The following is a 25,522-nucleotide window of genomic DNA, read 5'->3' as shown; positions in this document are numbered from 1 at the left end:
CTCCACTCGTTGTGACCTACGGTTGCGTAGCCTACGCTGGCGTAAGTTGTGCGAGGACGGCCACCACACGAAGGAGTTCGCCTGTGTTCACACCCGGCGCAGACGGGGTCAACGCCCCAGTCGGAGAGACGGATGACGACCTCATCCAACTGCTCACCCCCGACGGTGAGCGTGTGCATCACCAGAGCTACTCGCCCCGGGTCGATCACCTGGACCGAGTCGCCCTCGAAGGCCTGTACCGCGACATGGTGCTGGTGCGCCGGTTCGACACCGAAGCCACCTCGCTCCAGCGCCACGGCGAGCTGGGGCTGTGGCCCCCCAGCCTCGGCCAGGAGGCCGCCCAGATCGGCTCCGGCCGGGCCATGGCGCCGCGCGACTACGCCTTCCCCTCCTATCGCGAGCTCGGCGTGGTGTGGACCCGCGGCGTCGACCTGCGCTCCACCCTCCACCTGTTCCGCGGGGAAGACCATGGCGGCTGGGATCCCAACGAGCACAACTGCCACCTCTACACCCTCGTCATCGGCTCTCACGCACTTCATGCGACCGGATACGCCATGGGCGTCCAGCGCGACGGAGACGTCGGCACCGGCGACCCCGGACGCGATCGCGCCGTCGTGGCCTACTTCGGCGACGGCGCCACCGCCCAGGGCGATATCAGCGAGGCGCTGACCTTCGCCTCCGTCAACGACGCCCCCGTGGTCTTCTTCTGCCAGAACAACCACTGGGCGATCTCCGAACCGACGCAGCGCCAGAGCCGCGTCCCGCTGTACCACCGCGGCCGCGGTTTCGGGGTCCCCTCGGTGCGCGTGGACGGCAATGACGTCCTCGCCAGCTACGCTGTCACCGCCGAAGCTCTCGAACGCGCCAGATCCGGGGGCGGCCCCACCTTCATCGAGGCCGTCACCTACCGGATGGGCGCCCACACCACCTCCGACGACCCCACGCGTTACCGCACCCGGGCGGATGAGGAGGCCTGGCGCCGGCGCGACCCCATCGACAGGCTGCGCATCCTGCTCGAGCGCGAGGGGACGCCGCCGGAGTTCTTCACCGGCCTCGAGAACGAAGCCGAAGAGTTCGGCGCCGAGATCCGCGATTACTGCCACGCCATCCCCGCTCCGCCCATCGAGCGGATCTTCGAGGACGTCTACGCCACCGAACAGGCACAGATCAGCAGCGATCGGGCGTGGTTGACCGAGTACCTTGCCGGCTTCGAGGAGGCGGCCTCATGAACGAGCAGAGCGTGAGCAGCCAGGAGCAGGGCACCCAGCGCATCACCCTCGGCAAGGCGATCAACCTCGGCCTGCGGCGCGCCATGGAACGCGACCCGAAGGTGCTCCTCATGGGTGAGGACATCGGGCCCCTCGGGGGCGTCTTCCGGGTCACCGATGGGCTGCAGAAGGACTTCGGTTCGGACCGGGTGGTCGACACCCCGCTCGCCGAGTCCGGCATCGTCGGCACCGCGATCGGGTTGGCACTGGCCGGCTACCGGCCCGTGTGCGAGATCCAGTTCGACGGCTTCATCTTCCCCGCCTACGACCAGATCACCACCCAGTTGGCCAAGATGCACTACCGCTCGCGCGGCAAGTCCCAGGTTCCCGTGGTCATCCGCGTGCCCTACGGCGGCGGTATCGGTGCGGTCGAGCACCACTCGGAATCCCCCGAGGCGCTCTTCGCGCACACCGCTGGGCTCCGGGTGATCACCCCCGCCACCCCCGCCGACGCGTTCACCATGATCCAGCAGGCGATCGCTTCCCCGGACCCGGTGCTGTTCTTCGAACCGAAGGCGCGCTACTGGGACAAGGCGGACGTCGACGTCACGGCCGCCGACCAGGTGCTCGACGCCCCCGGGGACGTCCGTGCCGTCGTGGCCCGCGCCGGGACCGACGTCACTATCGCCGCGTACGGCCCCTCGGTCACCACCGCGCTGCGCGCCGCCACTGCCGCGGAGAGCGAGGGCACCAGTATCGAGGTGATCGACCTGCGCTCGATCTCCCCGATCGATATCCCCGCCGTGGCGGAGTCGGTGCGTAAGACCGGGCGGCTCGTGGTCGTGCATGAGGCACCGACGTTCCTCGGCGCGGGCGCTGAGATCGCCGCCCGGATCAGTGAGGAGTGCTTCTACCATTTGGAGGCGCCGGTGCTGCGCGTGGGCGGGTTCCACACGCCGTACCCGGTCTCCAAGCTCGAGGAGGAGTATCTTCCGAACCTGGACCGGGTGCTCCACGCCGTCGACTCGGTGCTGCAACACTGAGCGAGCGCCCGCAGACCGAGGAGACGAGACCACACCATGCCGCAGTACGTGCAGTTCCGCCTTCCCGACGTCGGTGAGGGCCTCACCGAGGCCGATATCGTCGCCTGGCAGGTTGCCGTCGGGGACACCGTCACGGTGAACCAGAACATCGTCGAGATCGAGACGGCGAAGAGCCTGGTCGAGCTGCCCAGCCCCTACGCCGGGGTGGTCACCGAGCTCCTGGCCGAGGTCGGCGACACCGTGGAGGTCGGCACCCCGATCATCACCGTCGATACCGATCCCGGTGGCCAGGCCCCCGACGGCGGAGCCTCCGATTCCTCGGAGTTCACCCAGGCTACGGGTGAGCAGGCGCCCGACGGCGCAGCCTCCGACGCTGCTGTCTCACCTTCTGCCACGGGTGAGCAGGCGCCCGCTGGGGAAGCGGACGAGACCAGCGGTGGCGTGCTCGTGGGCTATGGCACCAAGTCCGCGTCGCCGACCCGGCGACCCAGGAAGAGCGCTGCCGCTGCGCCGGAGGACGGCGCGACGTCGTCAGCCGGAGCGCCGCCGACTGCTGGTGCTGCCGCTGCGCCGGCCTCGCCTGCCCAGCCACGCACCGCACCGGGCGCACCTGCGCCTGCGCAAGCTCCGCCGTCGGGGGCCTCCGAGCGCTCGGTGCACGTGCTGGCCAAGCCGCCGGTGCGTAAGCTCGCCAAGGATCTGGGCCTCGACCTGAATCGCGTGCCGGGCACCGGGCCCGGCGGCATCATCACCCGCGCCGACGTGCTCTCGGCCGCCGAGCGGTCCGCACCGGAGAACTACGTCAAGCACCGTGACGATGACCGGCCCTGGCTCGATGGCGGCACGGTCTCCGCCAACGGGCGTCAGACGCGCGTGCCGGTGCGCAGTGTGCGGGCACGGACGGCGGAGGCGATGGTGGCCTCGGCGTTCACCGCGCCGCACGTGACCGTCTTCGTGACCGTGGACGTGACCAAGACGATGCGTCTGGTGGAGCGGCTCAAGGGTGATCGCGACTTCGCCGACGTGCGCGTGACCCCGCTGCTGATCGCGGCCAAGGCGCTCGTGCTCGCGATCCGCCAGCACCCGATGATCAGTGCCGCGTGGGACGACGAGACGCAGGAGATCGTCTACAAGCACTACATCAACCTCGGTATCGCGGCGGCGACGCCTCGGGGGCTGATCGTGCCCAACATCAAGGATGCGCACCGGCTCTCGCTGCACGAGCTCGCGGTGGAGATCGCGAACCTGACCACCACCGCGCGGGCAGGCAAGACGCAGCCTGCCGACATGGCCGACGGCACCGTGACGGTGACGAATGTGGGCATCTTTGGGATCGACACCGGAACCCCGATCCTGAACCCGGGGGAGTCGGCGATCCTGGCGCTCGGGGCGATCGATCAGCGGCCGTGGGTGCACAAGGGCAAGATCAAGCCGCGCTGGGTGACTCAACTGGCGCTTTCCGTGGACCACCGGCTCGTGGACGGTGAGCTCGCCTCCCGGGTGCTGCATGATGTGGCGCGGGTGATGGAGGAGCCGAGTCAGGGTCTGGTCTGGGGGTAGGGCGCCGCACCTGCCCTATGCGGGCCGGTTGGAGGCGCGCAGCCGGGAACCAGCGCCGGTCGCGCTACGCCCGCACGAGAAGGTCGCCGACGTCGCACTGCAGGGCGTCGCAGATCGCGGCAAGTGTGGAGTAGCGGATCGCCTTCGCCCGGTCGTTCTTGAGCACCGAGAGGTTCACGAGGCTCACCCCGACGTTCTCTGACAGTTGCGTGAGGGTCATCCCGCGTTCGGCGAGTAACTCGTCGAGACGGCAGTGGATGAGCGTCGGCTCGGTCTCGTCGGCGCGGCGGGGCGTCATACCAGCCCCTCCGTGTCCTTCTGCATGCGCTCACCGATCCAGAGGACCTGGGCGATGACGCCGAGCGCGAGGCCCCATCCGAGCCAGCCAAGTGTGGACGAGACCATCAGCGCGAGCAGGCCCTCGCTCGTGTCGGTCGCGATGGCGTTCTCGCCCAGCCCGGCGACAACCTCGGCGCGGGTGATGCCTTGCAGGAGGTCACCGAATGCGCCTCCTGCCAGGACAGCGACGGCCGCCAGCATGACGGCGATCGTGGCGGATCGGACGAACGGGCGACCGGTCGCGGTGCGCCATGCCAGCCAGGAGACGGCACCGGCCACGACGAGCACCATCAGCTGGTGCAGGGAGCCGCTCACGAAGTAGAGCAGCCGGACGACGCCACCTGGCTCGACGACGGTCAGCGTGACCGTGGTGTAGTGGGAGTCGATCACACCAGCGGCGTCTGCCAGGAAGTCAGGAGAGGATCCGTTCTCGACCTCGAAGCCCGAGATCAGCAGGTTCGTGGAGCCGAAGGCCTCGACGGCGAGTAGGACCGTCATCACCACCGATCCGACGGCGACGATCGCCGCCGCTATGGCGACGGCTGTCAGGGCGAAGCGGTCCCCTCGGTCGGGCACGCGTTGCTCGGACATCGGCTCACTCCTTATCGTTGTTCGTTAATATCGACATTCGATAACTTAGGCGATGTCATCGCCTGGCGCAAGTGTCCGTCTCTGGTCGTTTCGTCATCGCTTCCGGCGCACTCAGACGCCGGGCGACGCGCTCTTGCGCTCGCCAACTTAACCGGATAAGTTACTGATCACCACAACGATGTCTGGAGAGCAAGGATGCGAGCATTGCGAGCGTGGATGGTAGGCGGCGTGACTGCCGCACTGGTGATGTCGGGCCTTGTCGTCGGCAGCGACCTCGGCGCCGCTCCGGCTTACGCCGACGATGAACCGGTGATCGTTGATCCCGGGTTCGAGTCGGCCGAGTGGGACCCGACGACGCAGCACAACCATGCGCAGTTCGTCACGCCAGGTGCCGATGGCACGGGAACCGCCGTGCAGGTTGGCTTCAACTTCGAGGGTGACTCACTCGCGCCGGAGGGGACCGCGCTGCCCATCCGAGGTGGTGGCCCCGTCCGCGGCATGGTGAACAAGACCGTCAGCAACATCCAGCCGCAGACCGTGTACGAGGTCTCGATCACGGTCAAGGGCCGGCAGATGCGCTACGGAGCCTTCGACACCGAGGCCTCGCTCTACTATCGCGGGCTCGCCACGGGGGACTCCGCCCGTGGGTACAGCAATGGGGTCGCCACCCCCGGCAACGGAACCGAATGGCAGACGACGACCTTTCAGGTGACCACCGGTCCGCGCACCACCGAACTCAACCTCTACTGCTTCAGCACCAGTATGGACAGCGCCGGCTACTGCGACGACTTCTCGATCACGCGTATCGGACCCGTGGCCGCGCCGGTCGAGGCGCCCGAACCGTGGGCCGAGATGCCCGTGATGGAGAACGGCTTCCCGGTGACGATCCCCGCGGTGCAGTCGTTCGAGGCGGCGGAGGGCGCTTTCGCCGGACCGATCGACCGGGTGATCGTCGCCGAGGAGCACCGCGACGCCATCGCCGACGAGGCGCATCTCGGCGCCGCCAACATGGCCGAGGCCGGTGTGGCGCCGGACGTCGAGCTCTCCTACGGTGACGCCGGCGACCTCGCTGCTGGCGGTGTGTTCATCGAGCTGGGCGACGTCCCGATCCCGGACGACGCCCCCGTCAACGCCCGCGACCTGATGCAGGACGCGTACCGGATCGAGATCACCCCCGAGGGTGTGAGCATCACAGCCGGCGGCGAACCGGGGGTGTTGTACGCACTCTCCACCCTGACCCAGGCGACGCGCAGTGCCGCGACCGGCGACGCCGGCCTCCCCGCGGGTACCGTCCTGAACTGGACCGATCAGGAGTTCCGCGCACTGCAGATCGACTCGGGCCGCCGCTACTACTCGATCGACTGGCTCAAGCAGCAGATCAAGGACCTGGCCTACACCAACCTCAACACGCTGGTGCTGCGCATCAAGGACAACGAGGGGCTGCGTGTGGAGAGTGAGGTCTTCCCCGAGTTGGTGGACGACCTTCCGGACGGCGGTCACTGGACCCGCGAGGAGGTGCAGGACCTCGTGGCGTTCGCCCAGCGGTTCCATGTGCGTGTGATCCCCGAGTACGACATGCCCGCGCACTCGGCGCTCGACGCCAAGATCTTCACCGAGCCCGGGTACATGCTCGGCGAGGAGTCGTACAACTACGGCCGCGCCGATATCCGTGAACGGCTGGCCGATGTCGCCGTCGAGATGGGCGAACTGTTCGGCAGCGGGTACATCCACCTCGGTGGGGACGAGTTCATGTCGATGAATGCCCACGATGAGCCGGTCGAGTGGATCCGCGAGGAGACGGGGGATCCGTCTGCGACGCCCCGCGACGCCTACATCGCCTTCTTCAACGAGGTGAACGAGGCGGTATCCGAGGCCGGGATGCGCACCATGATGTGGAACGACATGCTCGACGGTTCCAACGCCGTCGTCGACATCGACCCGAGTATCACGATCATCTACTGGGCGCAGATCTACGGCTCGCTCAGTGTCAACGAGCTGCTCGCCGAGGGACACCTGACGATCGGATCCTCCTCCGACCGTTACCACGACCTCTGGCCGGCCACGGAGCGGGCCGATCAGACCGGCGGTGAGAGCAGTATGGGTGAGTTCATCAACCGCCCCCTGCCCGAGTACTCGTGGAACGCTTATCCGAGCCCGTTCCTCTTCTCGGGCGGATTCGGTCCGCCTCAGACTGTCGACGTGCAGTACCGCGACCAGGTGCGAGGTCAGTTCTTCCCGGTCTGGGACGACGCTCACGGGTGGGCGCCCGAACCCGTGCTCACCCAGACGCTCCTGCCACGGCTGCGGCTGTTCGCGCAGGACACCTGGAACTCGGAGCGGCCGGTGGACACGTTCGCCGACTTCGACCAGCACTTGCGGTTTCAGGGGCACGCCTCCTACTTCGGTGCCGAGCAGGTCTGGGAGGTCCCCGAAGCGACCGACGTCCCCACGTGGAGCCTCGAGGTCACCAGCGACCCTGACCCCGGGAGCGAGGTAGGCTTCGGTGACACACCCACGTGGTCGATCACCGCCACCGCAGGTGAGTCGAGGCTCGATTCCGCACGAGTCAGGATCGATCTCGAGGACGTGCTCGACGACATCGCGGCGACGCGTCTGCCGGTCGCCGATACGGGAAATGTGGCACTCGTCCCCGGAGCGGTCATCTGGGATATCGGCCTCCAGGCAGGTCGGAGCGCGTCTATCGTCATCAGCGCACCGCTGTCCGACCGCACGTTGGTGCCGCGCGGCGACCGTGACTTGACCGTCACCGTGACCGGCGAGGCTGCAGATGCCGAGCTCACCGCCTGCGTGGGCTGCGCGGACCTGGACGCACTGCACATCGTTGCGGATGAGCCACCCGTCACTGGCGACCCGGACGATCCGCCCTACTCGGGCGGCAGTGAGGAGACCTCGAGCGCGCCGGAAACCGATGGGACGCCGGACTCCTCAGACTCGCCGGGAACCACCGATGGCGTGCCGGATTCCTCGAACCCGGACGATGACCTCGCCAACACCGGGGCCAGCAACGCGAGATGGATCGCGCTCATCGCGGCGGCGCTCATCGCGCTCGGTGGACTGGTCCTGCTTCGCCGTCGCCGCGCGGTTCGCTTCACGACCTAACGCGTCAAGCACTGGGTCGGATGGACGGAGGACTTCCCCCGAGCGCCGTCCATCCGACCCGGGACTGTCAGCGTGCAGTCAGCGAGCCCCGGATGATGAGCTCGGGCGCGACCCCCTCGAAACTGGTGGGGGACCGGCGCGCACGCTGGTCGAGCAGCGCGCTCGCCACCACCGAACCGAGGTCGAACGGGTCGCGCCGCAGGGCCGCCAGCTGCGGGTCGGTGATCTCGCAGAGCGGAGTGTCCTCCCACGAGACGATGCCGACGTCCTGCGGAATCCGGGCGCCCGCCGCGCGAGCTGCGGTGAGCGCGCCGAGGGCGAGCTGATCGCTATCTGCGATGACCGCCGTCGGCCGCTCCTCGGAGTCGAGCAGATCGGCCATGGCAGCGGCGCCTTGTTCACGGCTGTAGTCGGTGTAGTGGGTGGCGAGTGCGGAGAGTCCATGGGCGCCGAGGGCGTCCTGCATGGCCTGCACGCGGCGTTCGGTGTGGCGTAGCGAAGGCAGCCCGCTGATCAGGCCGATCTGCTCGTGCCCGAGTTCGACGAGAGTGTTGACGAGCCCGGTCATGGGTGCGATGTCATCGGTCCACACCTCGGCAAACGGGCCATCGCCGGATCCGCGGTCGCCGACGATGACGGCGGGCAGCCCGAGCGCATCGAGCAGCGGGAGCCGAGGATCCCTGACGTGCAGGTCGACCACGATGACGGCGTCGACCCGTTCCTGCGCCACCCATCGGCGGTACACGGCGCATTCAGCCTCGAGTGTGTCGACAAGCTGAAACGTGAGCGTGAGGTCGCGCGGCGACAAGACTGCCTGGATGCCCGCGATGAATCGCAGGTAGAAGTTGTCGAACGCCAGCGTGGTGGCATCGCGTGCGAGCACCAGTCCGATCGACCCGGTGCCCTGCCCCGAGAGCGCGCGGGCGGCCATGCTCGCGGCCCAGCCCCGCTCGCCGGCGGCGGCCAGGACCCGCTGCCGAGTCTCCTCGCTGACCCCAGGCTTGTCGTTGAGCGCGAACGAGACGGCAGCCTTGGAGACGCCGAGCTCGGTGGCGAGCTGTTGGATCGTGACCCGCGCACGCCGTCCGTTGCTGGAGTGCTCATCGGTGGCCACGCCGGTCAGCGTAACGTGGAGGGACGGCGTCAGGCGCGCTGCTGTGGCGGCACGTACAGGTTCTCTCGTGGGATGGCCTGCCCGGTCGCGGTGTCCACGACCCTCACCCCGAGTGAGTCCCGGACGATCTGGAGGTCGGAGCCTACCTCCAGATCCCAGATGCCGATGAGCGCCGGCTCGATCGCACAGACCTGATTGAAGTCGCTGATCTTCCAGTTCGCGGGGTCGGAGAGGTAGTCGCTGGTATCGATGTGGCTCATGATCCGCCAGCCGTTGTCGGCGCCGGCCTGCGAGGGCTTGCGCAGCATCCAGCGCACCACACCGGCGCCGCTGAGCACGTTCGTGGTGGCGAGGCAGGCGCCCGCGTCCGGGATGAACTGCGGATAGTCAGCCGGTGCGCCGCTGGGAGTATCAGGCATGTCAGGCTCCTCGCCGTGCGTCATGGTCGAGCATCAATCGATGAGGGAGCGGGCGGTTCTCCGCCGCCTTCTCGATGAGCTCGCGGATCGTGTGCGTCGTGGTGGCGCGAGCGTCGAGGTCCAGATCCGGCCGGTCGAAGAACGCCTCATACATTGGGATCCGGTCCTCGTCGGAGAGGGTGCTGAGCCGGTAGAGCATCCCGAGTGGTGCGCCCTCGCGTGAGTCGAGCTTGTTGATCGGCGCTCCGCCTTCCAGCAGCCGGCGTAGCAAGGGGCCCTCCAACCCAGGATCGTGCGCGCGCTGACCCAGCAGCACGTGGAGCAGGCTCACACCTGAGCTGGAGACCACCGCAGCGTCGGCACCGTCATCGAGCAACCGGTTCGCGATGGCGGCGCGCGCGTGCGGATCCTTGTTGGCGAGAGCCCCGAAGAGCACGGTCTGCCCGGTACTTGCACTCGTGAACTTCGGAGTCACTCCCGGGTCATAGTCGGCGAGGAAGGACTCGAGGGTCGCGCGTTTGGCGCTCAGAATCGGATCGGCCACGTCCCACCTCTCGATCGTGTGCTCACACTTCGTCTCATCCTTCCACAGCGCCTATTCGTCCATGTGTGACTGGTTCCGGCCAGGATCCTCGGCGAAATAGTGGTCGGGATCGCGATACTCGGCCAGGAACTCGTCCTTGCTGATCTCCCCGTTGAGGTAGCGATCGCGCAGGTCGCTGTACTTGGCGTCCGGCCGGTGCCCCATGTCCCACACGCCCCGCCGGTTCTGCCCCGGCTCCCAGGTGACCAGATCCCAGCTGTCGTCCGTGCGCTGAACCCACACCTGGTTCTCGCCTGGGGGATCCAGTGGAGTGCCCTCCTGGTCCACCAGGTTGCCACTCTCGGCGTCGGTGACCTGCTGGTCGTGGGTGTCCTGCCAGACCGTCTCGACCTGCCCCTCGTCGTACTTCGGGCGATCGTTGGCGTACGGGAGCCGGTTGCCCTCGGCGTCGTAACCGTAGGAGCCTGGCGGACCCGTCTCGGGCAGATCCGTCTTGCGAACGGTCTCAGCCATGTCGCCGTCGGTCTCGTTGATCCGGTTGTTGTCGTCTCGGATCTTCTGCGCCTGGTCGCGCTGGCGATCCCGCAGGGCTCGCTTGATGCGCTGGAAGCCGCTCTCGATCGCCTCGAGGATCTCCTGCGCGTTGCGTGTCAGTGCGGACATGGGTGTCTCCTCAGGACGCGAAGATCGGCAGGCCCATGACCTGCGAGATGAAGGTGTCGATGCGTTCCTCCTGCTCGGCCCCGCAGTCGTCGATCGCCTGCGCGAGCTGCTCCATCAGGTCATAGCTGGCGTCGAAGGAGGACGTCTCGCTGCCGGAGGAGGTGATCGGTGCTGCGACGACGGCCTCCGCGAGCCCGGCCGCGGTGTCGGTGAGTGGTTCGATCACGAGCGTCAGGATCTGGCCCAGCAGTTGTTCCATCGCGAGGTCGGTGGCGATGTCCAGCGCCTTCTTCCGGGCGGCGATGATCGCGGCGTTCGCCGCCACGCTCGCGCCGAGGGTCACCACGGCGCTCGCCGCTGCGGCCGCGAGTTGTGCTGCGGTGATGGTGAGTTCGGCGATCACCTTCACCTTGAGGGCGAGGACGGCGTCGGCGAAGATGTCGATACCGTCCGCCACGGTGGGCATCAGGTCGAGCATCTGGTCCATGTTCTGGGTGCGGTTGTCGGTCCAGGCGTCGATATAGGCCGTGGCCGTCTTGGAGGTGAACGCCTCGGCCAGCTCGACGTTGATCGTGTTGTCGAGATCATCGAGAGTGCCCTGGAGGTCATCCCTCAGCCCGCGCATCAGCACCGCGGCTTCACGGATCGCGTCCTCGTCCAGGTTCGGCCATTCGTAGCCGAGCAGGTCGAGTACGTAGTCCAGCTCGCCGGGAATGGTCATCCCCATGGTGTTCTCCGCCTCTCGTCTCGCGCTCAACTTAGAGCGAGACGAGAGGCGGGGGAATGGGGAGTACTCACCACCCCCGGGGACCGCTTAGAAGAAGGTCGTCGTGTACGGCTGGTCCACGAGGTCGGCCATCGCGGCGAAGCGCCCGACGGCGTCCGGTGCCCCGGTCAGGCGACCTGCCGCTGCCAGCACGGTCACCGGGGCCGTGCCCAAGCACAGGGTGGCGAGCGTCTCGGCCGTCACCGTGATCTCGGGCTGCTCCTCGGTCCGGGTGACGACGGCGCGGCCGTCGTTGCTCTCGATGGCGTAGGTGCCGCTGGCGTGGCCCTGCGGATCCTCGACGGACAGGACGAGGCGACCGTCCGCCGTCCATGGGCGTGCCTGGAGCACACGCTCCACATCGAGCACGCGGACCCAGATGAACTCACGGTCGGCGCTGATGGTGAGGGCGTTGAGATCGGTCAGTGCCCAGGGCAGCGGGTCGGCGGGATCGGCGAACCGCCAGATCACGCGGTTGGAGAGGTCGATGTGAGCGAGGAAGTCCCACAGCGCGAGCTGAGCAGTGGGATTCAAGGCCAGCATCTCGTTCACCTTGATCGCGGGCTTGTCGCGGTCGCTGCCGTCGAACTCGTAGAGCACGAAGCCGTCCACGGAACCGGCTGCGTCCAGGTGCACGGCGCCGCGGAGCTTCTTCGCCGGTCCACCTTCGGAGAAGTCGAACGCGCCCGTGTGCATGACCTCGTAGAAGGTGGGGCGTTCGATCGACCCGCGCCTGGTGCGATGGAACGTCTCGAAGACGCTGCTGATGTGCGGCCAGGCATCGGCGGGTTCGATCAACTCCATGCGACCTGGATCGGTGAACGAGCGCAGCCCGAACCGCGGGCCCGTCTCGAGCTCGAACGTGCGCACGAGCGTGGCCGGGCCGAATCCCCAGCGCCCGTAGATCGTCGCCTCGGAGACAGTCAGTGCCGAGAGTGCAGCTCCGCTGGTCGCAGCGTCGGAGAGGTCGGCCTCCATCAGCGTGCGCACCAGTCCGCGGCGACGGTGCGCCGGGCTCGCCGTGACGTCGCTGATCATGCGTACACGGAGCAGGTCATGACCGGCGTTGATCGTCTTGTCGAAACTGATGAACGTGGCCACGGGCGCTTGTCCGGCGCCGAACTCCCCGTCCGGTAGCCACGCACCCCGGCAGACCGCGCCGTCGGCGCGGGCGCTGGTGACCATGTGCTGGATCTGCTCCGGGGCGGGCCGAGGCTCATGGAAGGCCCGGGCCACGGAGCCGAACCACGCGTTGCGGCGGGCAACGGATTCAGCAGAGTCGTCGTGCAGGTTCAGGGTGTCGAAGACGTAGTCCACACCAGGACTCTATGCGGTCGGCGCAACCTGAAATTGCTCGTCGATTTGGTCACGCCGATCCGCCAGATCGACGAGCGATTTTCCTGGTGGTTGTGGCGAGGCACCAGATCGACGAGCGATTTCCTGGTGGTGGGCGTGGGGAGGCGCCAGATCGACGAGCGATTTCGTGGTGGGAGAGGCTCGGCTACCAGTTCTGCCCGGAACCGTTACCCCCGCCGGATTGCTGCTCGGAGGCCTCGCGTGATTCCTGCGCCTCCTGGTTGCGGCTCTCCAACTCTTCCTGCCGCGGGTCCGCCGACTCGGTCGGTGACGGGCTCTCCCCGCCGGATTCGCCCTCGCTGGGTGACTCGGACTCGCCGCCGGACTCACCCTCGCTGGGTGACTCCGACTCCCCGCCGGACTCACCCTCACTGGGGGACTCGGACTCCCCGCCGGACTCACCCTCGCTCGGCGACTCGCTCGGGTCGCCCTCCTGCCCGTCCTGTCCCTGCTGCTCCTGCTCCTGTTGCTGCTGCTCGCTCTGCTCCTGCGACTCCTGCTGCCGTTCCTCGGCCTCCTGCGCTTCCTCGCTGCCGTTGCCGCCGGACTCGCCGCAGTCGGAGAGGATCGTCTGCGCCTGCTCGTAGTAGTCGGTGGCCGTGGCGAAGTCGGAGGCGATCGAGGCCTCGTCCCCCAGACCTTCCAGCGCCAGCGAATAGTTGGTTCGCACCTTGCACTCGTCCTCACCGCGCGGCTCACCCTGCGGCGCCTGCGGTACCAGGCCGAGCGCGACCTCCAGCTGGACGGTGGCGTTGAAGAAGTCGCCGCTGGCGTAGATGGCCGTTCCCTGATTGAAGTGTGCCTTCCACGGCTGCACCACGTTGAAGAACTCCAGCGATTCGAACCGATCGGTGGCCGTGACGTAGTTGGCGTTGTCGTAGGCGCTCGTTCCGGCCAGGTTGATCACCGTCGCGCTCAACAGCTTCAGCGCCGCCAGGAGTGCGATGGCCACCACCGGGGCGGACCACAGCAGCATCAGCTTGCGGCGGCGCGCCAGCCGCTCGTGGAACTGGGCATCGCGGATCTCCTCGGTGGTGCGGAACTCACCGGGTGGGGGCAGCAGGTCCGTGCTCATCACCGGCCTCCGTTCCCGGCGCCCGCGGGCACCGCTGCACGATCGTCAGCATCGTCATCGGCAGTGCCGAAGTCATCGTCGTCGCGTGGACGTTTGCGCCCCGCCCGGGGGACTTCCCTGGTCAGGTCCCAGGCTTCCCAGGCGAGCAGCAGTGCCAGCACGATCGCGAACGGCCAGTAGACGTCCTCGTAGGTGGTCAGATCGCGCCGGCCGTCCGCAGCGATCTCCTCCACGTCCACGCCGGCCACCAACGGCTCCACCGGGTCCGGCGTGATGCGGTGGTTGTACTCCACGCCCAGCTGGTCGGCCACCGTGCGTAGGGCGGTCTCGTCGATGCGGGAGACGGCTGGTTGCCCGGTGTCATCGGTGATGTACGGAGCGTCGGACCCGAACCCGGTGCCGGAGGACCCGTCGTAGGAACGCATGTTCCCGCCGTCCGGGGTCCCGTATCCCAGCACGGCTCCACCGTCCACGAGGGGTTCGAGCCCGGCGAAGGACTCGAAGCCGCCACCCGCCTGCGAGTCCGAGCCGTCGGTGTTCTCACCGTCGGAGAACAGGAACACCAGGCGCACGTTCTCCGGGTTCCGCTCCGCCGCGGCGGCCAGGGTCTCGCTCAGGGCCGCGAGCGGCCGGTCGATCGCCGACCCGGCCGAGTACGCCGTGATCTCCTGCGTCACCGTGTCCGCCCACGCGCGCACCGCACGCGAGTCCGTCGTCAGCGGGAGCTGGGAGGTGGTCTGGGAGTCGAAGGCCAGGATGCTGTAGCGGGCGGCCGGCATCGCCTGGGTGAGCGCGACCATGTCCTGCTGAACTCCGACCAGGCGAGCCTGGTCGCCGTCGTAGTCCTCGGCGGCCATGGACCCGGTCCGGTCCACCACGAAGTACATCTCGACGTTGGTGATCAGGGACTCCTCCATCGTGCGCGGCACACTCGGCGTCAACGCGATCACCAGGGCGGTGAGCACGATGGCGCCACGGCGCCACCAGTCCCGGCGCCGCTGCCCATGCGAGGTGCGGATCTTCCACACGGCCAGCACCAGCAGTGGAACGAAGACCAGCAGTGTCAGCCACAGGGGCCACATCATCCGCAGTGTCATGAGCGCAACCTCCACACGGCGAGGAGGTACAGGGCCAGTAGCCCCATCAGCCAGGCGAAGTACGTCTCCGGGGTGTCGGTGATGATCACGTCCGCATCGGCGTCCAGCTCGGCCGCCTGCTGAGCCGAGATCTGGTCGACGATCCCGGAGACCGCGTCCGGATCGTCACTGGCGTAGAACAACCCGCCATGGTCCTCGACGGCATCGCGGTACTCCTTTTCCTGCGCTGCCGAGTCTGCGGTCACTGCCCCGGCATAGAAACCGTGCAGGGTGATGTCGCGCTCAGCCACCAGGTCAGCGGCTTCCGGCAGCGTGTACAGCGGTTCGCCGAACACCTCGTTGTCGGTGGCGAGGATGATCGAGCGCGATCGTTCTTCGTCCTCCAGGTCGAAGGCCAGGGCACAGGTGGCCAGCCCGTCACCGACCAGGGAGGACGCGTCCTGCCCGAGGCCCTCGGTCCCCGCGAGGAATGCCAGCAGCCGGTCCAGCGCCTCGGCGTCGTAGGAGAAGTCGTCGAGGGAGTCCACGTCGAAGTCGAGAGCCTCGGCCGCTTCGGTCAGCTGCTCCTCGACCAGCGCGTAGTCGTCGGTGAGCGGGAACACCGTGCGTGAGGTGGAGTTGAAGATCGACAGTGCGATCCGCTCGCCGTGGAAGCTCGGCAGTAGCTCCAGGAACCGCTGCACGATCTCGGTGTCGTACTCGACCATCGACCCCGAGACGTCCAGGCACAGCACGATGTCCCGGGTGGCGAGCTCATCCGAGCGCACCTCCCGGTCGACTGGGCGCGATACCAGGAAGCCTGCGGCGATCGAGGCCCCGAAGAGGACGACCACCAGGCACGACAGCAGTACCCGGTACTGCGAGATTCGTGACTTGAACGACGGCAGCGCCGTCAGATAGCCGGCGTTGGCCACCCACGCCACCCGGCGTCGCTCCTGCTTGGCGGCCCGTGCGAACCAGCCCAGGACCAACGCCGCGATCACGACGGCCACGACCACCCAGATCGCCCACGGGTGCATCAGCATGCTGGTCACCATTCGCGCACCACCGCCCTCGCGCTGTCGGTGGCGGACAACGCCTCGGCGTCGGAGTCGATCGCGAACGCCGGCTCCTCGTACTCGCTCAGCAGTGCCACCAGCCGGTCGGTGCCCTCCAGCCGGGCGATCTCCCGGACGGTCAGCGAGGAGGTGTCCATCCGCATCCGCCCGTTGGCGAACTCACGCAGGATGTGGTTCAGATCCAGGTGCAGCGTGCGCAGGTCGGACTCGCCTTCGCGGTAGCGGGCCTCGGCCGCGTCGACCTGCTCGAGCATCGTGGTGCGCAGGGTGGCGTACCGGTCCCGCGCACCCTCGTCCTCTTCATAGGGGCGCTTGCGGGTGTTGTAGAAGACGAACCAGAACCACGCGCCGATGAGCGCGAGCAGCACGATGCCGACGATCCACACCCAGGCGGAGTAGGCGGCCGGGGCGACCGGGTCGTTGATCGGTGCGGCCACGAGTGCCGCCGACGGCACGGCGAGGACGTCATCGGCGAACACGGCGTTGCCTCCTCAGCAGGTCGATCAGCGCGTCGATCAGCGTCTCCTCGCTGTCGGCCGTGACCCCTTCCACACCCTGACGGCGCAGCATCGCCGCGACGTCGGCCCGTCGCCGCTCCACCGCGGTCCGGGCCTCCTCGGCCAGTGTCTTGTGCGAGCGCATGTACTCGGGGATGTCGAGAGGCTGGTCCACATCGTCGATCGGCCGGTCCCCGAATGTGGTGGGAAGGGCGTCGGCCACCTGGATCACCATCACCTCGTGCCGCGTGCGCAGGCGCTTCAGGCCGAGCTCGTGCTCCGGCTGCGGCCGTGCCTCATCGGTGATGAGTACCACCAGCGACCGGCGGTTGAACCAGGTCAGGATCCGGTCCATCACCCGGTTCAGGTCGCTCGGCCCGGCATCGAGGGTGAGCATCGCCTCCACCCGCCGCAGCATCATCTCCATGTGCTCGGTGCCGCCCCGGGCGGGGACCTGGACGATCCGTTCCGCATCGCCGGCCACCAGCGCCACCGTGTCGCCACGCCCGCGGGCCAGGTAGCAGACGATCTCGGATGCGAAGGTGGCGATCTCGGCCTTGCTGCCGCCGTCGGGTGCGGCTGCGGCCATGTTCCGGCCGGTGTCCACCGCCAGCACCATTGCCAGGTTGGAGTCGCGCACGAACCGGCGGATCACGGGCTCGCCGTAGGAGGCGCTCGCCTTCCAGTCGATATCGGAGACGTCGTCTCCCATCCGGTACTCGGCCATCTCGTCGAAGTCCTGGCCGTGCCCGGAATAGATGGAGCGGTGGCGCCCCTCCAGCAGTCCGGCGGCGCGCCGCACCGTGGGCAGGTCGAGCCGTGCTCGGACCTTCGCCAGACGGGACGTCGAGACCACGCGGAACTCTCCTTGATGGTGGGGCGGCGCCTCGGGCGCCTGTGTCAGGGTCGGCTCATGGTCGGTGCATGGGCAGCTCGCGACCGGCTAGGGGCTCGGCACCGCAGCGAAGACAGCGTCGATGAGCGACTCCGGTGCCACGTTGTTGGCGAGGGCGTCGTAGGTGCGCACGATGCGGTGCCGCAGCACTGAGTGGCGCAGCGCCTTGACGTCGTCGGGCACCACGTAGGCGCGGCCCGCCTGCAGGGCCAGCGCCTGCGCGATCTGCATCAGCGCGATCCCACCACGGGGGCTGGCGCCGACACGCACGTGCTGGTTCAGGTTCGGCAGCGGCCTTGGGCCGCCACCGCGCGTGGTGTTGATGATTGCGACGATGTACTGCTTGATCGAGGTGTCCACATACACCTGCCCGACCAGGCGTTGCAGGAACTCGACGTCCTGGATCGAGATGGGCTGCGCCGTCAGCGGGGCGCTCATCCGGCCGGACTGGATCATCTCCAGGATGTCCACCTCCTCGTCCGGGGCCGGGTAGGTGAGCACCTCCTTCATGAGGAAGCGGTCCATCTGCGCCTCGGGGAGGACGTAGGTTCCCTCCTCCTCGATCGGGTTCTGGGTGGCCATCACCATGAATGGCTTCGGCAGCTTGAAGATCTCGCCACCGATGGAGGTCTGCTTCTCCTGCATCGCCTCCAGCATCGCCGACTGCGTCTTGGCGGAGGAGCGGTTGATCTCGTCCAGCAGCACCATGTTCGCGTGCACCGGGCCGAGCTGGGTGGAGAACTCACCCGTGGCGTAGTTGTAGATCTGGGTGCCGACGATGTCGTTCGGCATCAGGTCCGGGGTGCACTGGATGCGGTGGAAGGTGCCCGAGACCGAGTCGGCCAGGGTCTGCGCCGCGGTCGTCTTCGCCAGGCCGGGAACCGACTCCAGCAGCACGTGCCCGCCGGCAAGCATGCAGCTCACCAGCGCGGTGCGCAGCCCGTGCTGGCCGACGATGCGCTGATCGAACACCCGGGCCACATGGCCGAGCCGCTCGGACGCGCGTTGGATGTCGTCGTAGGAGATCGTCGCCGTCGGCGGCGCCAGGTGGGGGGCAACGGGACTGGACATGAGCTCCGGCTCTGTACGAGGACGTGGGTCGCGGCCGATTATGCCAGCCGGGGCTGACGTCGTCGGGGTGGCCTGAGGGGAGGAGTCCCCATGACCCGGCTGCGGGCCACGTCCCGGCCGAGTCGTCGGTGGTCGATGAGTGCGCCGCGTAGGCTCACGGTGTGTCCGTCTCGCCCTCCGCTCATGCCGTTCAGCGAGCCCCGCGGGCCGCCTGGGCGTTGCTCCCGACGGCGATGCTTGCCGCCCTGTTCGGCCTTGCCTTCTCCGGGGCTGCTGGCCCGACCGAGCTCGCCGACGCCGGCCCGCTCGTGCGCTGGAGCCGGCCACTGATCTCCGTGACCTGGCAGCTCGCCGCCTCGGTCACCATCGGCGGGCTGATGCTGCTGCTGTTCGTGCTCAGCCCCCCGGCAGATGGACGGGGTGGGGTCGCTGGGCCAGAGGTGGCGCCGGGGCACAACCGCACGAACAATCCGAACCGTCCGTCTCGGGGGAACCGGCCGAGAGGAGCGGGTGAAGCGTGGCCGATCGCCACCCGCGCGGTGATGATCGCCGGCCCGGTCTGGGCGGCCTGTCTGGTGATCGACCTCGTGCTCGGCTACGCCACCGTCGCCGGTCGTCCCATCGGTGGGGCCGGGTTCGGTGACGAGCTCGCCTTCTATCTCACCGAGATCTCCACCGGCCGGGCCGCGCTGGTGGCCGCGGTACTCGCGGCGATCATGTCGGTGGCGTGCGTCGCGGTGGCCGGCTACGGCACCGCCGCGATCGCTGCGGTGCTGGCGGTCGCCGTCCTGATCCCGATCGCCACCTCGGGTCACGCCTCCGGTAGCGCCTACCACGAGCTCGGCATGTCCGGCATGTTCGGGCACCTACTGTTCGCGGCGATCTGGGTGGGTGGCCTGGTGGTGCTGTGCCTGAGTGCGCCGCGTCTGGGGCGTGACCTGGCCGGCGCCGCGGCCCGGTACTCGAGGATCGCCCTGTGGTGCTTCCTCGGCGTCGGAGTCTCGGGCGCCGCCAACGCCTGGCTTCGGCTCGGTGGCTGGGAAGGTTTCCTCGGCACCTACGGTGCGCTGCTCGCGGTCAAGATCGTGATCTTCTGCGCCCTCGGCGGGATCGGGCTGCTGCACCGGGTGCGGACGATCCGTACCCTGGAACCTCGGCCCGACGGCGGAACGCCGAAGGCGTTCTGGCGGTTGGCGGCCGTCGAGGTACTGGTGATGGGCGCCGTCATGGGGGTGGCGGTGGCCCTGGCGGACACCGGGCCACCAGTTCCGCAGGAGGCGCAGGAGAATCTCAGCCCCGCCGAGGAGCTCTCGCAGCAGCCTGTGCCGGCGCCGCCGACGTTCGAACGATGGTTCACCCAGGGCGTTCCGGACCTGCTGTTCGCGTGCCTTGCCGCGGTGCTCGCCGTCGTCTATGTGATGTGGGTCGTGCGGCTGCACCGGCGCGGCGACCGGTGGCCGCTCGGGCGCACCGTCGTCTGGCTGGTGGGAGCGGCCGGCTTCGCGTGGATCACCTTCGGCGGGCCGGCCGTGTACGGGCGGATCTTGTTCAGCGCGCACATGGTCCAGCACATGACCCTGGTGATGGTGCTGCCGATCCTGTTCACCCTCGGCGCCCCGGTCACGCTCGCTCTCCGTGCCCTCCCGGCTCGTACCGACGGCACCCGGGGCCCGCGGGAGTGGTTGCTAGCGATCGTTCACTCGCGCTGGGCGCGCTTCGCCTCCCACCCGGTGATCGCCGCCGTGAACTTCGCCGGCTCGATGATCCTGTTCTACTTCACACCGCTGTTCGAGCTCGCGCTGACCACGCATATCGGGCACGTCGCGATGGTCGTGCACTTCAGCCTCGCCGGGTATGTCTTCGTCAACGTGCTCATCGGGATCGACCCCGGCCCGCGGCGCCCGATCTACCCGCTGCGGCTGGTGCTGCTGTTCGCCACCATGGCGTTCCATGCCTTCTTCGGGATCGCAATCATCTCGATGAACACGCTCTTGGCGGCCGACTACTTCGGCGCCCTCGGGCTGCCGTGGGGTGTGGACGCCCTCGCTGATCAGGAGACCGGCGGCGAGATCACCTGGGGGATCGGCGAGGTGCCCTCGCTGGCGCTCGCGATCGGGGTGGCGGTGCAGTGGGCGCGTAGTGACACGCGGGAGGCCCGGCGCCGGGACCGCAAGGCCGACCGGGACGACGATGCCGAGTTGGCGGCCTACAACGCGATGATGCAGCGGATGGCGAAGGGCGAGGGGCGTCGGGACTGAGTGCGCGGCTCAGCGGTGTGGCCGGAGGTGAGGCGAGCGCTCGGTGAGCCGCGATATGTCGACCCAGTCATACGCAGTCGATGTGTCTACTACGCGTCGCGCCGCGGCAGCACCCATCCTGGTCGTGGGAAGTGGCAGGTGTACCCGTTCGGGTAGTGCTGCAGGTAGTCCTGGTGCTCGGCCTCGGCCTCCCAGAACGCACCCGCGGACTCGATCGTTGTCACGGCCGGCCCGGGCCACAGGCCCGAGGCGTCGACGTCGGCGATGGTCTCCCGCGCCGTCCTTTCCTGCTCCGGGCCGAGCGGGAAAATCGCCGACCGGTAACTCGTGCCGACGTCGTTGCCTTGCCGGTTCAGGGTGCTGGGGTCGTGGATCTGGAAGAAGAACGCGAGGATGTCGCGGTAGCTGGTCTGCTCCGGGTCGAACACGATCTCCACCGCTTCCGCATGCCCGGGGTGATGGCGGTAAGTGGCGTGGTCGTTGGAACCGCCGGTGTAGCCGACCCGGGTGCTGAGCACCCCCGGTTGGGCGCGGATCAGATCCTGCATCCCCCAGAAGCAGCCCCCTGCGAGTACCGCCGTCTCGGTGCCGGGGGTGCGGGTGATCGTGCCGGTGTCAGTCATGTGTGCCTCCTGCTGGACGTCCTACCCGCTCAACTCCGCACGCTCCCGCAATGTTCCGCGCGCGCTCGCATTCGAATCCCGCTAGCGTGCTCGAATCCCGTTCCGTGCCGCTCGACCGGGACTCGAACGCCGGACCGGGATTCCAACGCGGGTTCGAGTGCGACCAGGGTGCTCAGCCGAGCGTGACTGTGCCCCGCGGGGTCCGCAGCTCGGCCGTGATCCGTAGCCGCTCACCCGTGCTCACCTGCACCAGCCCGACGGCGTCCACGGCAGTCAGGGCCGCGCGCACCACCTCGGGCTCGGGGTGCTCCAGGCGCAGACCGGTCAGCTCCACTGAAGGCAGGTCGGCGGACGGGTGCGGGGTGGTGCCCCAGTCGATGAGGAACGGGATCGCGCCGCCCAGGCCCCCCTCGGGTGGGGTCAAGCGCCACGCCAGCAGGTCGCCGTCGGCGGTGCGGCGGCTCATCGGGGCCACCGGGCCGGGGTCGTAACCATCGGCCTGGGACGAGGTGACCAGCGCCTCGATGTTGCGACCGGCCCCGCCGAGGTTCACCGCCCAGCCGACCATCGTCGGCGTGCTGACCTCATCGACCCGCAACGGGCGCGGGCGCGCCGGCTCCGGCTGGTCCGGGTCCGGCCCGAGCAGCTCCAGGTAGCGACCCTCGCCCAAGCCGAGCAGCGCGTTCGCGGTGCCGCGCCCCTCGTGGCGGCCGCCGTCGACGGGTTCGACGCCGGTCAGGTCGGCGACCTCTCGCACGAGTGCCTGCAGGTCCGGCCCGGCGTACACCAGGTGATCGATCACAGTCATGATCGCCAGACTATCGACGTGGGTCATTGACCGGTGGCACTCACCGGCCGGCTCCCCAGCCGACGGCCACGTTGTCCCGTGACCGGAGCGACACAGATACGTGGATTGCGGCACGATGCTGCCGCAGACCTGCGCGGCCGTGTCGCTCCCGTCGCGGGCGCGGTCTCGGACGCCGTGGGGTGCGGCGCGCCGGCCGTGAGAAAGTGACATCAGCACGGCGCCGCGCCCCCTCAGCGCAGCGCCACCGGAACGAGGAGGAACTGTGATGCCCGAGGCGCCCAGCCAGCCCGAGACCATGCGCGCGGCACTCATCGTCGAGCGCGGCGGACCGGAAGGCCGCGTCGTCGGGGAGCACCCGGTGCCCGGGGTCGGCGCCGGCGATGTACTCGTCCGGGTGCGCGCCTGCTCGCTGAACCACCTGGACGTCTTCGTTCGCAAGGGCGTGGCCGGTCAGCACCTGCCGCTGCCGCACATCTCCGGCGGCGATATCGCGGGCGAGATCGCCGCCCTCGGCTCCGGGGTCACCGACATCCAAATCGGCCAGCGCATCCTCATCGACCCGCTCGTCGGCGGCAAGGCCCTCGGGGAGGACATGCAGGGCGGGCTGGCCGAATATGCCGCCGTCCCGGCCACCAACATCATCCCGCTGCCCGACGACGTCGACTTCGCCCGGGCCGCTGCCCTCCCCATCGCCTACGGCACCGCCCGCCGCCAGCTCATCACCCGCGGCGGCCTACAGGCCGGGGAGACCGTGGCCATCCTCGGCGCCGCAGGAGGCCTGGGCACCGGTGCGGTGTTGATCGCCAAGGCCGTCGGCGCCACCGTGATCGCCTGTGCCAGCTCGGCCGAGAAGCGCGAGCGTCTCACCGAGCTCGGGGCCGACATCGTGATCGACTCCAGCGCGGAGGACTGGGGCGCGCAGATCTGGAAGGCCACGGGCAAGCAGGGCGTGGACCTCATGGTCGACAACACCGGCGCCGCCACCTGGCAGTCCTCCATCCGCGCCACGAAGGTCGGCGGGCGCGTGGTCACGTGCGGCGCGACCAGCGGCTACGAGGTCACCCAGTTCCAGCCGTATGTGTGGGTGCGCGAGCTCGACATCCGCGGCAGCAACGGCTGGCGCCGGGAGGACCTCGAAGCCCTCCTGGCGATGGTGGCCTCGGGCGACCTGGAGCCGGTGATCGACCGCACGTTCCCCTTGGATCAGATCCGCGAGGCCGAGCAGTTGCTGGAGGACCGGGCTGTGATCGGCAAGGTGGTGATCACCCTGTGACGCAGGGCGAGGCCCCCGGCAGCGCCGCAGGCACTCCACACGATTCAGGCACGCACGGCGATGGGCCCCACCTCGCTGACAATCTCGCCGTCCGCCTCCTTGCCGGCGCCGCTGACCACCCCGGCCGCCCCGCGATCCTGCAGGGGTCGGAGGTGGTCACCTACCGTCAGCTCACGACGGCGGTCCGCACCACCGCAGCGACCTTGCGTGGCCTCGGGGTCGGGCCGGGCGACCGGGTGGCGCTATTGTTCGGCAACGATCACCGATTCGTCGAGGCGCTGCTCGCCACGATCTGGATCGGTGCGGTCGCCGTTCCCCTCAACACCCGCGCCGGGCGCGCCTCGCTCGAGCATGTGATGGCCGACGCCGAACCCCGGGTGCTCCTCACTCACGACCCGCTGGCCGAGCGAGCGACCGAGCTCGCGGCACCAGCCGAGGTGCCCACGCTCCAGGCAACCACGGACGGGTGGCGCGAAGCCGACGGGACGCAGGCTCCGCCGTCGGGGGCTGACGGACCGCAGCCCGTGCGGCCCGGGGACATCTGCCTGCAGCCCTACACCTCCGGATCCACCGGCAACCCGAAGGGGTGCCTGCTCACGCACGCCGGGCAGACGTGGAACGCGAGCACCGTGGCGCGGGTGTGGGAGCTCGCGGGCGACGACCGCGGCCTGATCACCGCACCGCTCTATCACAAGAACGCGATGATCTGCGTGGTCAAGCCGCTGCTGCTGGTGGGCGGCACGATCGTGATCGGGCGCCGACCGGACCCGGCCGGCATCCCCGTGGAGGTGGCCGAGCACCGCTGTACGTACACCACCGGGGTGCCGGCGACCTACGAGATGCTGCTGGGGAGTGGCGAGCACCTCCGGCACGACCTGAGCTCGCTGCGGTTCGTGATCTGCGGGTCGGCGCCGCTCTCGGATGCGCTCGGGCAGCGGTTCGCCGCGGGGCTCGGGGTGCCGGTGATCGAGGCGTACGGGCTCACCGAGGGTGGGCCGCAGGTGCTGATGAATCCGCGCACCGATTCGCCGCGTTACGGGCGGGCCGGGCTGCCGCTGCCGGGGTGCGAGGTGCGGGTGCTCGATCCCGATCTCCCGACGGCGCAGCTCGCCCAGGCCCGTGATCTTCCTGTGGGCGAGGTGGGGGAGCTCTGGGTGCGTAACCCCGGCGTGACCGCCGGGTACCACCGGTTGCCGGAGGTGACGGCGGAGCGGATCTCCGACGGGTGGCTGCGCACGGGTGACCTGGCCGCTGCGGATGCTGACGGGTACCTGCGGGTGCTGGGCCGCGCGGACGACATGATGAATGTGGGCGGGGAAAACGTGTACCCACTGGAGGTGGAGAAGCTGCTGCGCACGATGCCCGGAGCGGGGCAGGCAGCGGTGGTGCCGATCCCGCACGAGCGTAAGGGGCAGGTGCCGGCGGCGTTCGTGGTGGCCGAGGGGCTGACCGAGGACGAGGTGAAGCAGTACGCGCTCACCCATGGGGCGGCGCACGCGCACCCGCGGCGGGTGTGGTTCCTCGATGAGCTGCCGCTGGGTGGGACCGGGAAGGTGGACTACGCCCGGTTGAGTGCGCTGGCCCAGGAGAACGTGCAGGGCGGGGCGCAGGAGAACGTGCCGCAGAACGTGCAGACGGAGGAGAGCACATGACCGAGACATCCCTGGTGGATAGCGAGACCGTCGAGCGACTGCTCACCACCCCTGCCTATCACCGGTGGCTCGGGCTGGAGCTGGTGCGCGCGGCGCCGGGGGAGGTGGAGATCGCGATGGACTGCCGCGACGAGCTGACCGCCGACGTCGACGGCAGCTACGTGCACGGCGGCATCCTCGCCACGCTGCTGGATGTGGCCGGGGATTTCGCGCTGGTGACCGAGCTCGGCGTCGGGCTGCCCACGATCGACCTGCGGGTGGACTACCTGCGCCCGGCACGGCCGGGGGACCGGCTGCTGGCGACCGGCACCGTGGTGCGGCGCGGGCGCTCGCTCGGGGTGGCCGATGCGGTGGTCACCAACGGCGACGGGAAGAAGCTAGCCGTGGCGCGAGGGTTGTACAGCACGGCGGTCGCCCCGTCCTGAAATCACTCGTCGATGTGGCTGGCCGGGGCGGGCGATGCCCGGGGATGAGGGCGCCAGATCGACGATT

24 protein-coding genes are annotated in these 25,522 nt (G+C 68.9%); 8 read left to right on the top strand and 16 right to left on the bottom strand.

Annotated features, from left to right (window positions below; genetic code table 11):
* The first annotated feature begins 83 nt into the window (after positions 1-83).
* Genes pdhA through FV560_RS00820 form a run of 3 tightly spaced genes read left to right on the top strand, consistent with a single transcriptional unit; the run spans position 84 to position 3,811 of the window.
* The gene (pdhA, locus tag FV560_RS00830) at positions 84-1,229 is read left to right on the top strand and encodes a pyruvate dehydrogenase (acetyl-transferring) E1 component subunit alpha (RefSeq protein WP_200837465.1); all 1,146 of its coding nucleotides are present in this window, start codon (positions 84-86) and stop codon (positions 1,227-1,229) included.
* Positions 1,226-2,251, top strand: coding sequence for an alpha-ketoacid dehydrogenase subunit beta (locus tag FV560_RS00825; protein ID WP_159618325.1), 1,026 nt, complete (start codon positions 1,226-1,228; stop codon positions 2,249-2,251). The genes pdhA and FV560_RS00825 overlap by 4 nt, the downstream gene beginning before the upstream one ends.
* A 36-nt stretch (positions 2,252-2,287) precedes the next feature.
* The gene (locus tag FV560_RS00820; protein WP_159618323.1) at positions 2,288-3,811 is read left to right on the top strand and encodes a dihydrolipoamide acetyltransferase family protein; all 1,524 of its coding nucleotides are present in this window, start codon (positions 2,288-2,290) and stop codon (positions 3,809-3,811) included.
* Positions 3,812-3,875: 64 nt separating this feature from the next.
* Here FV560_RS00820 and FV560_RS00815 read toward each other — a convergent pair whose 3' ends face one another.
* Both FV560_RS00815 and FV560_RS00810 read right to left on the bottom strand, forming a co-directional pair.
* Complete coding sequence (locus FV560_RS00815) at positions 3,876-4,109, bottom strand: helix-turn-helix domain-containing protein (RefSeq protein ID WP_159618321.1); 234 nt, start codon at positions 4,107-4,109, stop codon at positions 3,876-3,878.
* A complete protein-coding gene (locus FV560_RS00810; RefSeq protein WP_159618319.1) occupies positions 4,106-4,741 on the bottom strand; it encodes a hypothetical protein in 636 nt (211 codons plus the stop codon). Before FV560_RS00810 ends, FV560_RS00815 begins: the two co-directional genes overlap by 4 nt.
* 228 nt (positions 4,742-4,969) lie before the next feature.
* On the opposite strand from FV560_RS00810, the gene FV560_RS00805 reads away from it, so the two are divergent.
* Entirely contained in the window at positions 4,970-7,861 is a 2,892-nt protein-coding gene (locus tag FV560_RS00805; protein ID WP_159618317.1) for a family 20 glycosylhydrolase, read from the top strand.
* A gap of 67 nt (positions 7,862-7,928) precedes the next feature.
* On the opposite strand, the gene FV560_RS00800 is transcribed toward FV560_RS00805, so the two are convergent.
* The 12 genes from FV560_RS00800 to FV560_RS00745 all read right to left on the bottom strand — a co-directional run bounded on the left by FV560_RS00800 (position 7,929) and on the right by FV560_RS00745 (position 18,416).
* Complete coding sequence (locus tag FV560_RS00800) at positions 7,929-8,975, bottom strand: LacI family DNA-binding transcriptional regulator (RefSeq protein ID WP_159618315.1); 1,047 nt, start codon at positions 8,973-8,975, stop codon at positions 7,929-7,931.
* 29 nt (positions 8,976-9,004) lie between these two features.
* Positions 9,005-9,394, bottom strand: coding sequence for a DUF2185 domain-containing protein (locus FV560_RS00795; protein ID WP_159618313.1), 390 nt, complete (start codon positions 9,392-9,394; stop codon positions 9,005-9,007).
* 1 nt (position 9,395) lies between these two features.
* The gene (locus FV560_RS00790) at positions 9,396-9,938 is read right to left on the bottom strand and encodes a hypothetical protein (protein WP_159618311.1); all 543 of its coding nucleotides are present in this window, start codon (positions 9,936-9,938) and stop codon (positions 9,396-9,398) included.
* 51 nt (positions 9,939-9,989) lie between these two features.
* Positions 9,990-10,601: an HNH/ENDO VII family nuclease gene (locus FV560_RS00785; RefSeq protein ID WP_159618309.1), complete on the bottom strand. Its 612-nt coding sequence runs from the start codon at positions 10,599-10,601 to the stop codon at positions 9,990-9,992.
* 10 nt (positions 10,602-10,611) lie between these two features.
* The gene (locus FV560_RS00780) at positions 10,612-11,328 is read right to left on the bottom strand and encodes a WXG100 family type VII secretion target (protein WP_159618307.1); all 717 of its coding nucleotides are present in this window, start codon (positions 11,326-11,328) and stop codon (positions 10,612-10,614) included.
* Between the two features lie 87 nt (positions 11,329-11,415).
* Complete coding sequence (locus tag FV560_RS00775; RefSeq protein WP_159618305.1) at positions 11,416-12,684, bottom strand: GNAT family N-acetyltransferase; 1,269 nt, start codon at positions 12,682-12,684, stop codon at positions 11,416-11,418.
* Between the two features lie 184 nt (positions 12,685-12,868).
* Positions 12,869-13,798 (bottom strand): hypothetical protein, encoded by a 930-nt coding sequence (locus FV560_RS00770; protein WP_159618303.1) that lies wholly within the window; start codon positions 13,796-13,798, stop codon positions 12,869-12,871.
* Positions 13,798-14,895 carry a vWA domain-containing protein gene (locus tag FV560_RS00765; protein WP_159618301.1) on the bottom strand — a complete coding sequence of 366 codons (1,098 nt, stop codon included), beginning with the start codon at positions 14,893-14,895 and terminating at the stop codon, positions 13,798-13,800. Before FV560_RS00765 ends, FV560_RS00770 begins: the two co-directional genes overlap by 1 nt.
* Positions 14,892-15,920 (bottom strand): vWA domain-containing protein, encoded by a 1,029-nt coding sequence (locus tag FV560_RS00760; protein ID WP_159618298.1) that lies wholly within the window; start codon positions 15,918-15,920, stop codon positions 14,892-14,894. The genes FV560_RS00765 and FV560_RS00760 overlap by 4 nt, the downstream gene beginning before the upstream one ends.
* 5 nt (positions 15,921-15,925) lie before the next feature.
* Positions 15,926-16,432 carry a hypothetical protein gene (locus tag FV560_RS00755; RefSeq protein WP_159618296.1) on the bottom strand — a complete coding sequence of 169 codons (507 nt, stop codon included), beginning with the start codon at positions 16,430-16,432 and terminating at the stop codon, positions 15,926-15,928.
* The gene (locus tag FV560_RS00750; protein ID WP_159618294.1) at positions 16,419-17,306 is read right to left on the bottom strand and encodes a DUF58 domain-containing protein; all 888 of its coding nucleotides are present in this window, start codon (positions 17,304-17,306) and stop codon (positions 16,419-16,421) included. Before FV560_RS00750 ends, FV560_RS00755 begins: the two co-directional genes overlap by 14 nt.
* Positions 17,307-17,393: 87 nt before the next feature.
* The gene (locus FV560_RS00745) at positions 17,394-18,416 is read right to left on the bottom strand and encodes an AAA family ATPase (RefSeq protein WP_159618292.1); all 1,023 of its coding nucleotides are present in this window, start codon (positions 18,414-18,416) and stop codon (positions 17,394-17,396) included.
* 161 nt (positions 18,417-18,577) lie between these two features.
* Here FV560_RS00745 and FV560_RS00740 point away from each other — a divergent pair, with 161 nt between their 5' ends.
* Positions 18,578-20,674: a bifunctional copper resistance protein CopD/cytochrome c oxidase assembly protein gene (locus FV560_RS00740; protein WP_235019842.1), complete on the top strand. Its 2,097-nt coding sequence runs from the start codon at positions 18,578-18,580 to the stop codon at positions 20,672-20,674.
* 89 nt (positions 20,675-20,763) lie between these two features.
* Here the strand turns inward: FV560_RS00740 and msrA are convergent, their stop codons facing one another.
* Positions 20,764-21,297: a peptide-methionine (S)-S-oxide reductase MsrA gene (gene msrA / locus FV560_RS00735; RefSeq protein WP_159618290.1), complete on the bottom strand. Its 534-nt coding sequence runs from the start codon at positions 21,295-21,297 to the stop codon at positions 20,764-20,766.
* Between the two features lie 172 nt (positions 21,298-21,469).
* Entirely contained in the window at positions 21,470-22,105 is a 636-nt protein-coding gene (locus FV560_RS00730) for a VOC family protein (RefSeq protein ID WP_159618288.1), read from the bottom strand.
* Between the two features lie 265 nt (positions 22,106-22,370).
* Here FV560_RS00730 and FV560_RS00725 point away from each other — a divergent pair, with 265 nt between their 5' ends.
* The 3 genes from FV560_RS00725 to FV560_RS00715 are packed head-to-tail and all read left to right on the top strand — an operon-like array spanning position 22,371 to position 25,455.
* Positions 22,371-23,378, top strand: coding sequence for a zinc-binding dehydrogenase (locus tag FV560_RS00725; RefSeq protein WP_200837464.1), 1,008 nt, complete (start codon positions 22,371-22,373; stop codon positions 23,376-23,378).
* Positions 23,375-25,030 (top strand): class I adenylate-forming enzyme family protein, encoded by a 1,656-nt coding sequence (locus tag FV560_RS00720; RefSeq protein ID WP_159618286.1) that lies wholly within the window; start codon positions 23,375-23,377, stop codon positions 25,028-25,030. Before FV560_RS00725 ends, FV560_RS00720 begins: the two co-directional genes overlap by 4 nt.
* Positions 25,027-25,455, top strand: coding sequence for a PaaI family thioesterase (locus FV560_RS00715; RefSeq protein ID WP_159618284.1), 429 nt, complete (start codon positions 25,027-25,029; stop codon positions 25,453-25,455). Before FV560_RS00720 ends, FV560_RS00715 begins: the two co-directional genes overlap by 4 nt.
* The last annotated feature ends 67 nt before the right edge of the window (positions 25,456-25,522 follow it).

This window comes from Ruania rhizosphaerae (assembly GCF_009805705.1).
In the GTDB taxonomy this organism is placed as follows: domain Bacteria; phylum Actinomycetota; class Actinomycetes; order Actinomycetales; family Beutenbergiaceae; genus Ruania; species Ruania rhizosphaerae.
Note: the sequence above shows the minus strand (reverse complement) of the source record. Positions and strands in the feature narration are given on the sequence as shown.